This window comes from Streptomyces sp. NPDC045021 (assembly GCF_056432645.1).
In genome coordinates this window covers 1-10,387 of the sequence record NZ_JBWKIQ010000034.1, presented here as the reverse complement: position 1 = coordinate 10,387, position 10,387 = coordinate 1, and the positions used below count along the sequence as shown (strand labels likewise).

The window sequence follows — 10,387 nt, the reverse complement described above, 5'->3', positions numbered from 1 at the left end:
CGGTTCTCTTGGTCGAAAACCCATCTACCAGGGGCTTCATCCGTTTGTCAGGTCAACTGCCCAGTCTGCCGCAGGAGGTTGGAAAAAGCTCACTGTCCCGCATTCCGAGGCCGGTGATCGAGCACCACCTCGCGAACGGCGGCCTGTTCGGTCTCCGAGGACACCTGATGCTCAACCAGCCGTAGGCCACGCGGAAGCAACAGCAGGGCGCCACGGCCGCCGACTTGTCACCTCGCCTTCTGAATGCGGGACTGGACCGACTTCGCCGCCGCAACCGGCAAGGGCACCGTCATCGGCATCGGAGGCGGCCTCCTGGCCCCCATCGGCGGTGCCTCCGCAGCAGCCCTCGGCTTCGAGGGCGCCACCGCCACCTGGGCCGCAGCTGGCATCAACGCCGCGATCGGCGCCGGCTACAACTGGGCCGTCAACACCGTCCAATGCCAACCCACCACTCCCATGGATCTCCTGTTTGGGGCAGCGGGGGGTGGAGGCGGCACCTTGATTGGCCCCGCCTTCCGGTGGATGAGAGGCATGGTCGGTCCGCAGTATGTGGCGTCCAGCGGGCTGAACGCCCTGGCCCCAGGGGAAGCATTTGCTGAATACGCTCTCAAAGCGAAGCCTTATGGCGGGTACTATGATGTCATCGTGCACGGAAGTCCTACAGACTTCGGAGCGTCCCCCGAGGCTTGGGAGACCGGTGCGAACTTCAGCCATCGCGTACTGGCACGGCTCATCAAATCTGATCCGAACTATGTCAAGGGCCAGCCGATCCGCCTTCTTGCTTGTCTAACGGGTGGACCGGATGCCACGGCAGCCCAAAACCTTGCGAACGCTCTAGGTGTCGATGTTCGCGCGCCGAGCGATTACCTTCATGTGTTCGACAACTCCACCTTCCGTATCGGCCCCCGCGATAAACCATATATCAATTCGGGCGAATGGTTCCCTTCTGGGCGGGAGGTAACAAGACGGGAGGCGGCAAATAGCATGCTTCAGCCAGTAGGATTTTACTCGGATCTGGACCACGGTGCCGAGGGGCAGCCGACGCTCGCGTCGAGCCTGCATCGATTTTCCGGAACGCCCGAAGGAATTCTCGGATACCTTAAGAAGTCGCACGTCATGATGGCATCGACAATGTCCCTCTTTGACGCAATCCAATCCAATGATCTTCGAATTGGATTGTTCGAGCTTCGTACGGATGGAAACTGGGTTTGGCCTAGTGACTATCCTTACTATGTCGAGCGGTATGGGGCAGAAGTTCCCGAAGAGTTGCTGAAATTGGCCGCATCGCGCAATTGGATTCCTCCGGTGATTGCTCCTGAAAGAATGGAAAGCCTGCATCGCGAGTTCCCCTTTTGGCAGGATTGACGTCCCGCACCGTCCGGCGAGATCCTCGGTCGCGACCCGGAGTTGCGGAAACACATCTGGGAAGACTGGTATTTCGCTACTCCTGAAGGTGGCTGTTGCCATGCGCTGGCATGGGTGGCTCGACTCGTGACCGCACCTGGTGCGCACCACGGGTGGGGGAGCGCGGTGCATCGTGCACTGCGTACCCCACGGTGCGCGCCGGGATACACATCGGTGCGCCGTCGCCTGGGCTGCCTTTTGTGCCGGGTCTGTTGCCGCGTGGCTCGATCCGGGCCGCGTACCCGGGCACTTGTCCGGTCGGTGCCAAGGACTACGGCACTCGGCTCCGGGCCGGAAGGGCCCCTGAGGCCACCAGGCTGCTGGTCGGCAGAAGACCCAGCAGGTGAGGGGTTTTGAAGTTCTCGGCCGCGCCTGCGGCATGCAGACGGCGACTTTCTGTGCGGCGCGCCGGTGCTCGGGGGAGGAGCCCCTCCGGCCCAGCGGACTGTCTGCCGCACCGGCCATGTCGGCATGCTTGACGATGGACGCGTACTGCCTCAGCGGGGGCCGCGAGCCGTGCGGTCGGAGGTCCCTTCCAGCACGGTCATGACGGGGGCGGCGAGGATCGCTTCGTGCCGCGACGCGGTGACGTGGATCGCCCCTCCCGTACGCGAGCCGGCGCAGAAAATGCGGACGTTGTATCCGCCGTGGCCGTCCGGTGTAAGGGGGACGCACATGTAGGGCGGCACGTCACACGCAGCCCTTCCGTACTCGCGGTGGAGGTGCTGGCTGAGAACGGCGAGCCGGTGGTGAGCGGGAAGGGTCCGATCGGCGTGGCAGCCCGCGCAACCCAGAAGGTGGGCCAGGGCGCCGGGGCGGCTGATGAAATCCTTGCCCTGTCCTTCCGCCGTGTTGCAGTTCCCGCACAAAGGCCCGCGCACCAGGCCATGGGTGTGGCAGTGATCCCAGTCCTTGGCCGGACGCGCCGATACGCAGGTGGAACAGCGGAAGGTGGCGGCGCGGGGCCCGCGCTCGCGGACCACCGTGTAGGCAACGCCGGTCAACTCACCGCGATAGGCCGGATAAGCGGCGGCGGCGCAGTCCGGACAGATCACCAGCCAGCCACCGGGAACCGGCACACGCCAGTCCAGAGAAGGGACACTGCCACGGTTACCGGAACGCGCCCCGCACCCGGAACACGACTCAGACTCCTCACTCAGAGCCGCCACCGCCGACTCCCACTGATCCAGCATCACCGCATGAGTACGGGGCAACAGCCACCTGCCCTCCTCGATCACGAGGGTGGGCAGCGGAGTGACGCAGGCAATGCTGTACGCCGAGTAGTCCGCGAGCGCTGCGCACAGACCTTCGGGCAGCCGCATGCCGGCGGGGGACGGATCGAGCAGGGGGTCCGGCCCCCCGGCGACTCCGGCGGCAACCGACTGAAGGACCTGCTCGATGTTCCGACGCCAGCCCGACGAAACGTCTGGTGCAGCACCGACGTCACGAGGGCTGACGAGATCGCGTGGCTCCCACGGAAGTGCCGCAATCGTGTATGCGGCGCTTCGGACATCGGATTCGGCGACATGCCAGCGACCGGATAATTTTTGCGCACGAACGCCCACGTGCCCGAAGAACACGAAGTCATGGCGATCCCACCGGCTGCGCCGAAAGCCATCCGGCGCCATCGGTACACGACATGCGGTCATCTCGTTGGCGAGGACGCGCACGGCCTCCTTGAGGCCAATCATGTGAGTCATCACCGTAGTCTGATGGCCACCTCTGACAAGGGAACGGCGGCCAGCTCCTTCCGCGATGCCACGGCTGTGCTCCGGAGCCACGCTGGAACGGTCGGCATCCGCCAGTGCCGCGCACTGGCGACACCAGCATGCACTCCGCGCATCCTTCATGCGCTATCCGCATGCCCCTATTAGGGTGGGCTCATGAGGATGGGCACGGAAGAGACGCTGCGGGTGACGGTGACGGCGATCGCTCACCGCACGGGGGAGCACCAGGCGGACCTGGCGGCCGCGCTGGGTTTGACACAGAGCCAGATCAGCCGCCGGCAGCGCGGGATGGCCGCCTGGACCCTGACCGACTGCGACCGCCTCGCCGCGCACTGGGGCATGCCCGTGCTGGACCTCCTCGCCGGCCCCACCCATGCCCTGACCTGTCTGCCCGCCGACCGGGTCGCCACCGGCGGCACCCAGACCCTCCTGCCGCTCGAGACCCCGCCAGAACCCGACCCCTCACCCCAACTCACCCCGGCTCCGACACAGCCCGTCCCGGCCCAACCCACCGCGCCCCCGGTCCAGCCGGCCCCGGACGAAACTACCCGCAGCGCCCCCGCACCCCAGCACGCCCTCGCCATCGAGCCGGCACCGGCCACCGCATTGGCACCTGTCACCGCGCCGGTGCCCGCCGTCGAGCCGACCCCTGCTGCCGAACCGGCGCCCGCCGCTGCCCCGCCCGCCCCTCAACCCGCCGCCGCGCCGCCCGGCCCCCGACGGGTCGCCGCGCCGGCCGGCCCGCTCGCGGAACGCGTCCGCGCCCGCGTCGCGCACGAGCTGGCCGCACACGACAACGACCCGGACGCCACCCGGGCCGCGCTCCTCAAAACGGCAGTCCCCGACGTCATGTCCCTGTTCGCCGCCTCCCGAGTAGGAGGCCGCTACGAACACTCCGAATTCCCCCCAACCGCCGACATCCTCAAACGAACAACCCAAAAGGGCGCCGACCAGATCTGGGAGGGCCGCCCGAAATGGCGCGCCCAGGAACTGCACCAAGCCGCCCGCAGCGGCCACTTCACGATGGACGTCACCGCCCTCGACATGAACGCCGCCTACCTCGCCGCCCTCAAAACGTGGCTCCCCATCGGCAAACTCGTCCACTCCGAAGGCGCACCGCACAACCCCAAACGCTCCGGCGTCCACCTCATCACCCCACCCACCTGGGAAACACCAGACCTGCCCTCACCTCTGGGCGCCCGCAACGAACCCGGGAACCTGTGGGTCACCGAACCCACCCTGCGACTCCTCCTGCGCTGCGCGAAACTCGGACTCTGTGACACACCGACCATCCACGAATCATGGACATCCGGAGCATCCGAAGGCCTACTCGAAAAGATGCGCCGCACCCTGGTCGAAGTCCGCAAGGAAGCCATTTTCCATAACGACGAACTGACCAACGAGTACGTCAAATCCATGTATTCTAAGTTCGTGTCAACTATCGGCGAGAGCACCGCGAACCGGGAAATCCGGCGCCCCGACTGGATGCACATCATCCGCTCACAAGCATTCGCGAACCTCTGGCTGAAAGCACATAAAGCACACACCGCAGGCCTGACCGTCGTGGAAATGTCAGGAACCGACGAACTCCACGTAGCCGGCGACTGGCAGAGCGTTTTTCCGGAAGGCCGCGACCTGACCCAGGTCAAAGCCAAATCCCTCTACACCCTGGGAGAATAAGCCGTGACCGGCGGAGCAACCGACCTCTGGGGCGAATGGCAAAAACACGGCGCCCAAGGCATCAGCGGCGCCCAAGCCCTCGCGTCCGAACTCGACCGCATCGCCCACCAAGGCGGCATCGCCTCACCCGTCACCACCCACCGCGGCCTGTCCGCCCGCCTGCGCTACCTCAGCAACCCACCCGGCCGCGAAGCCCTCCGCACCCACGGCATCAGCACCCGCCTGCTGCGCTCCTGGGACCGAGGCGCCCATCCCAGCCGGACCAAGCTGGAGGCGGTGGACCGCGCTTATCGGGACCACCGCAGGGCCAACCTCGTGCGGTCCGGGGCGCTGAAGCGTCTGCTGAACAACGAGGGACAGGGCCGGCGGATCGAGATCTACCCGGTGGACCAATCACGTGTGGACGAGAAGTACCGCCGACCCACCCTCAGCGAACGCTCTGTGCAGGCCCGCTACATCTGGGACGACCTCGTCGACGCCTGGGGCCGAGACGACGAAGACGCCCTGGACGAAATCTGGGACGACGTGATCACCGATCTGGACTCCGAATATGCGGCCTACGCATACGTGGGCTCCATCGGCATCGGAGCGTGAAACCCGCATAGCCTGGTCGCTGTAGCAGGGAAGGGCGCTGACCGGATGCGGTAAGCGCCCTTCCCATGTGCGGCTGGGCCCGCCAGGCCCGTCCGACGTCATGGCGCGGGGTGAGGCCCAGCAGCCCTCTGACCGCGTCCCCATGACAGGTCGGCTCGCCAGGCCGTTTCGCCGGGCATGGAGCCATTCATCGCATCATCGCCCTGCCGTGCCAGGCCTGTTGGCATCACCAGGGGCCCCAGCCCGACCGCGGTCAGGTCGGCTTCTGCAGGAGGCATCCGCGACATCCCTCCCGCCTTCAGCACCGACTGGCCGCCCTGCTGGCCATGGCCGGACACTGCCTGCGCCTACCTGCCGGTCGCCTCAGACAACAACTCATCAAGCTGCTGGGGCACGTCCCAGGCCCGAACCACCCACGCTGGGGCGGCACCTGGGAAGCGACCGCAGTCCAACGCTGCTCGATACAACTTCGCCTGGCGTTGCACGACACCCTGACCGAACGCCCCCACCGGGCCGCCCAGCCGTTACGGCGCGTGACCAACGCGACTGCAGGCTCGCGAACTTCGGCCCGCCAAACTCGCAAACTCCCGCGCATCAGCGAGCCCCCGACCAGGCCCTTCCTCACGATCACTCGCAAACAACGCTGCTCCGTCACAGGCGCCGGAGACCGGGCCACTTGCGGTCGTGCGCCTGCCGGATGGTCAGAGTGTGCGGGCGATGGTGATCCGGCGGATCCTGGACGCCGACCGTTCCTGGTGGTTCGAGCTGAACCTGGCCCTCTGGGCACGGGTCGAGACCCACCACCGGTCCACCGACCGCATCGCAGGTGAGCCGGCCCGCACCGTGTTCCTCGCCCCGGCCGCCGTCGTCACGCCCATCGAGGGCCAGGACTACCGCGGCGTCATCATCTGGCGGCACCCCGCGACCCTGCGCCGCACCCGGCGGAACACGTTGTTGCACTCCGGCCCGAATTCCGGCTCGACCCGGAAGCAGGCGCCGTGGGACGACGACTACCCCGGCCCGGACACCGACTTCGGGGCGTAGACCCGCTAGGACCAGCCGGGCGCGCCGACCTCCTTCTTCAACCGGGTATGGAGGCTCATCCAGCTGCCGCCGGCCATCGCCTCCGCGACCGCCGGGTGCCCCCACAAGGCCTTGAGCGCTGCCATCCGTACGCGCCGCAGCCGTTCCAGTTCCTCTTCCTGCTCCCCGCTCCAGACCTTCCGGCCGGGAGCCGGGTCCTGGCCGTCGGCGGGCTGCTGCACGGGGGCGTTGTCGATGGCGCCCGAATGCGGTTCTGCTATGCGGATTTGAGGGGAGGGGACCGTCAGTGCCCGGCGCCAGCATGCTCACCTGGGCCATGCCCCAGATTCTCCGTCACGGGCAGGCACTCGGCGAGCAGGTCGACGACGTCGCGCCAGGCTCGCTGCGCGTGCTGTGGGTGGTAGCCGACACCGGGGACCACGGGGTGGTCGACCGGCGGGTGGTGGAAGGCGTGCAAGGCGCCGCCGTAGACCGTGAGGCGCCAGTCGACGCCCGCGGCCTGCATCTCAGCGGTGAACGCGTTTCGTTGCGCGGGCGGCATGATCGGGTCTTCCGATCCGACCCCGGCCCATACCGGGCAGCGGATGCGCGCTGCCTCGCCCGGTCGGCCCGTGGTAGTTGCGTTGACTGTCCCGATCGCGCGCAGGCTGACGCCATCGCGCCCGAGTTCCAGCGCGATGGCGCCTCCGGTGCCGTAGCCGATGGCGGCGATCCGGTCGGGGTCGGTCCGCGGTTCGGCGCGCAACACGTCGAGCGCCGCATGGCCGATGTCCCGCATCCGGCCGGGATCAGCGAGCAGCGGCAGGCAACGGGCCAGCATCTCCTCGGGGTCGCCCAAATAGTGCCCGCCGTGAAGGTCGAAGGCCAGCGCTACATATCCCAGCTCGGCGAGAGCATCGGCCCGGCGGCGCTCGACGTCGCTGAGTCCCATGCCCTCTGGTCCGAGCAGCACCGCAGGCCGGCGGTCGACACCGGGTGGGAGCGCGAGGTGCCCGATCATCGTCAAACCGTCGGCCAGGTACTCGACCGTACGCGTCGTAATCGTCGTCATGAGACTGGACTGTAGTGATCGTCGAGCCCGGTCCTGTTGGTGTTCTGCCGCTGGCAGAACAGCGCGCGTGTCGGCCCTTGGGGAGGATCGGAACGGCCAGTAGCGACTTTCGTCAGGCGCTGGCTGGCGTTCCCGCTGAGCGCTGACGCAGGGCGGCGAAGTCGCTGTGAGCGGCCTCGACCGCTTCGGGGTACGCCGACTTCTTCTCGTGCTCGGCGAGCGCGCGGTAGATGCTCGCGACGCTGGGAGCCTGCCCCTTGCGTTTGCCGGTGGGGAGATCAGGTCGGACTGGATCTACTCGACGGACACGCCGTTCGCGCGGCGCCGGAGCACGGTGTGCAGCATGTCCTCGGTGATGACCGGAGGCCGACCGGCCGGACGTTGACCAGGTGGAGGGCCCGGTTGCGCTCGGCGCGGGCCCTGTGGCTGTTCATCAGGCGGGAGTCTCAGCGGTGGCTGTCAGGACCGCGCGGCCGAGGATGTGGCCGGCCATGGTGAAACCGAGGGCGGCCGGGGTGGCGTCGGCGGGGACGCCGATGGTGTCGACGTCGAGGGCATGCACCACGGTGAAGTAGCGGTGCGGGCCGTGTCCGGCCGGCGGGGCGGCGCCGATGAAGCGGGCCGCGCGGGCGTCGTTGGGCAGCTGGAACGCGCCCCCGGGCAGGCCCGAGCCGGTGTCATCGCCGGCACCTTCGGGCAGCTCGGTGACGGTGGCGGGGATGTCGGCGACCGCCCAGTGCCAGAACCCGGACCCGGTGGGGGCGTCGGGGTCGTAGACCGTGATGGCGTAGCTCTTGGTGCCTTCCGGGGCGCCGCTCCAAGAAAGCTGCGGGGAGACGTCCTTCCCGCCGGGGACGCCGGAGAGGCCGGAGTATTGCTCGATCGACCAGGGGGCGCCGTCGGTGACGGTGGTGCTGACAACGGTGAAAGAGGCCGCCTCGGGGAGACGGGCAAAGGGGTCGTTGGAGCTCATGGTGTCGTGCCTCTCGGGTGTGCTGTGGGGTGGTGGTGATGCGGTCGGCGGAGGTCCCGCCGTGGTGGCGCCAGGAGGCGACGTGGTCACGCTTCCGCTCACCACCGAGATCGACCATAACATCGATAATCGATTATCACTCAGATCGTCTATTGTGTGGGCATGACCCAGACGACTCACACCTCACCCCCGGCGAGGAAGCAGATCCTCTCCGAGCAGGTCTACACACACCTGCGGGACGCGATCATGCGCGGGGACCACGCCCCCGGTGATGCCCTCAAACCCCAGGAACTCGCGAAAGAGCAGGGCGTGAGCCTGGCCGTCGTGCGCGAGGCGCTCGTGCGGGTGGTCGGCGAGGGCCTCGCTGACCGGCTGCCCAACCGCGGCTTCGCCGTCCCGGCGTACTCCGACCGGCGCTGGCAGGAGATCGCGGAGGCCCGCCGGACGATCGAACCGGTCATGCTGCGCATGGCCGTCGAACGCGGCGATGTGGACTGGGAAGCCCGCGTACGAGCCTCCCACCACCGTCTGACCCGCACCCCGGCGTACGTGGCAGAGAAGGGCGAGCACTACAGCAGCGCCTGGGCCGAAGCCCACCGCCTCTTTCACCGCACGCTGCTGGAGGGGTGCGGCAATCTCGTCCTGCTGGAGACCTTCGACCGGCTGTGGACCGCGAGCGAGCTGGCCCGGCGCTGGTCAGCGCACCGCAACCCCGACCGGGACGGCGCCGCCGAGCACCGCCGACTGGAGGAGGCGGTGCTTGCCCGCGACGCCGACACCGCAGCCGAGGTACTGATCCGGCACCTCACCCAGACCGCGGCCGGGCTGACCGGCTGCACCCACCACGAACCCGAGAGGGAAGCCTGATACGCCTCACCCGCCTGGCCGCACGACCACATCTGATCACCGACACCGGAGCCACAGCATGACTACCTATCAGGCGAGCACAGGCCGCCACTGCCACAACGCCGTCAGCCCTCTGCACACAGCCGTGTATTTCGCACCGGAGCGGCAGGACGAACTCGCGGCGCTCGGGCTGGAGCGCGGGGCCATGTCCTACTACGCGGGCCGCGCTGCCCCGCTCGGTGGGGTCGGCGCGGGCACGGTCACGGCGACGTTCTACAACTTCAACCACGAGCATGTGAAGCGGTACATTCCTGCCGCGTGGACGGTCACCACACCGGAGGCGGTGCTCGCGGCGCTACTGCGCGGCGTGGACGGGATGCTGCGACGACAGCTCGGACAGGAGGTTCTCGCGTCGAAGGAGATGGCCGAGGCAGCTGGGCTGGCGCTGTGCGCCACGGAGGCGTGCCACCGCGAGGCGCGCCCGCTGTACGCCGCGCACGCCGGCCTCCCGGTGCCCCAGGAGCCGCACCTGGCCCTGTGGCACGCCGCGACGCTTCTGCGCGAACACCGGGGTGACGGTCACCTCGCCGCCTTGGCGATCGCCGGCCTGTCCGGCATCGAGGCGCTGGTCCTGCATAACGCCACCGGCACGGCACCGACATCGGCGCTGTTCATGCGGACCCGCGGGTGGTCCGCACAGCAGTGGGACACCGCCCGGGACCAGTTGCGCGAGCGCGGCCTGCTGGACGAGGCAGGCGACCTCACGCAGGGGGGCACGGCCCTGCGCGGCGAGACCGAGGTGCTCACCGACCGCCTCGACGCCGCCCCGTACGACCACCTCGGCCCGGCCGCCACCGCACGCCTCACCGAACTGGCCGGCAGCTTCTCCAAAACCCTCAGGGCAGCGGGCGCCTTCCCCGCGGTGCACTTCGGCAAGGGCTGAGGGTCGGGGCCGGGAGCCCTCTCAGTGGCTGGTGACCGGATCAAGGTGTGGTTCCGGTTTGTGCCTCGTGAGGGGTGGTTCCCTCAGGACACCGAAGGCCTGTGGGCAACCAGGCTCAGCGCGGA

Annotated in this window: 11 protein-coding genes and 1 pseudogene; 8 read left to right on the top strand and 4 right to left on the bottom strand. The window is 68.2% G+C overall.

Annotated elements, in window-relative coordinates; all coding sequences use genetic code 11:
- Together AC07DC_RS41830 and AC07DC_RS41825 are read left to right on the top strand one after the other, a co-directional pair.
- Window positions 1-185 (top strand): hypothetical protein (locus AC07DC_RS41830; RefSeq protein WP_478920213.1); only part of this gene is annotated, 185 nt, incomplete at its 5' end.
- A gap of 58 nt (window positions 186-243) precedes the next feature.
- Window positions 244-1,365 (top strand): hypothetical protein, encoded by a 1,122-nt coding sequence (locus AC07DC_RS41825; RefSeq protein WP_478920212.1) that lies wholly within the window; start codon window positions 244-246, stop codon window positions 1,363-1,365.
- A 536-nt stretch (window positions 1,366-1,901) separates the two neighbouring features.
- Here AC07DC_RS41825 and AC07DC_RS41820 read toward each other — a convergent pair.
- Window positions 1,902-3,104 (bottom strand): endonuclease domain-containing protein, encoded by a 1,203-nt coding sequence (locus tag AC07DC_RS41820; RefSeq protein ID WP_478920211.1) that lies wholly within the window; start codon window positions 3,102-3,104, stop codon window positions 1,902-1,904.
- A 183-nt stretch (window positions 3,105-3,287) separates the two neighbouring features.
- Between AC07DC_RS41820 and AC07DC_RS41815 the strand changes: the two genes are divergently transcribed.
- The 3 genes from AC07DC_RS41815 to AC07DC_RS41805 all read left to right on the top strand — a co-directional run bounded on the left by AC07DC_RS41815 (window position 3,288) and on the right by AC07DC_RS41805 (window position 6,449).
- Window positions 3,288-4,811, top strand: a complete 1,524-nt coding sequence (locus AC07DC_RS41815; RefSeq protein WP_478920209.1) for a helix-turn-helix domain-containing protein — start codon at window positions 3,288-3,290, stop codon at window positions 4,809-4,811.
- A 3-nt stretch (window positions 4,812-4,814) separates the two neighbouring features.
- A complete protein-coding gene (locus AC07DC_RS41810) occupies window positions 4,815-5,405 on the top strand; it encodes a hypothetical protein (protein WP_478920207.1) in 591 nt (196 codons plus the stop codon).
- A 708-nt stretch (window positions 5,406-6,113) separates the two neighbouring features.
- Window positions 6,114-6,449, top strand: coding sequence for a hypothetical protein (locus AC07DC_RS41805; protein ID WP_478920206.1), 336 nt, complete (start codon window positions 6,114-6,116; stop codon window positions 6,447-6,449).
- A gap of 5 nt (window positions 6,450-6,454) precedes the next feature.
- Here AC07DC_RS41805 and AC07DC_RS41800 read toward each other — a convergent pair whose 3' ends face one another.
- From AC07DC_RS41800 to AC07DC_RS41790, 3 genes are all read right to left on the bottom strand, one after another.
- On the bottom strand, window positions 6,455-6,670 hold the full coding sequence (locus AC07DC_RS41800; protein WP_478920205.1) for a hypothetical protein: 216 nt from the start codon (window positions 6,668-6,670) through the stop codon (window positions 6,455-6,457).
- Between the two features lie 62 nt (window positions 6,671-6,732).
- A complete protein-coding gene (locus AC07DC_RS41795) occupies window positions 6,733-7,500 on the bottom strand; it encodes a dienelactone hydrolase family protein (protein WP_478920204.1) in 768 nt (255 codons plus the stop codon).
- A gap of 433 nt (window positions 7,501-7,933) precedes the next feature.
- The gene (locus AC07DC_RS41790; RefSeq protein ID WP_478920202.1) at window positions 7,934-8,473 is read right to left on the bottom strand and encodes a YbhB/YbcL family Raf kinase inhibitor-like protein; all 540 of its coding nucleotides are present in this window, start codon (window positions 8,471-8,473) and stop codon (window positions 7,934-7,936) included.
- A gap of 162 nt (window positions 8,474-8,635) precedes the next feature.
- On the opposite strand from AC07DC_RS41790, the gene AC07DC_RS41785 reads away from it, so the two are divergent.
- The 3 genes and pseudogenes from AC07DC_RS41785 to AC07DC_RS41775 all read left to right on the top strand — a co-directional run.
- Window positions 8,636-9,340 carry a GntR family transcriptional regulator gene (locus AC07DC_RS41785; RefSeq protein WP_478920201.1) on the top strand — a complete coding sequence of 235 codons (705 nt, stop codon included), beginning with the start codon at window positions 8,636-8,638 and terminating at the stop codon, window positions 9,338-9,340.
- A 58-nt stretch (window positions 9,341-9,398) separates the two neighbouring features.
- Entirely contained in the window at window positions 9,399-10,262 is an 864-nt protein-coding gene (locus tag AC07DC_RS41780) for an SCO6745 family protein (RefSeq protein WP_478920199.1), read from the top strand.
- Window positions 10,263-10,286: 24 nt separating this feature from the next.
- Window positions 10,287-10,387 (top strand): annotated as a pseudogene (locus tag AC07DC_RS41775) (DUF4265 domain-containing protein); the annotation flags it as partial.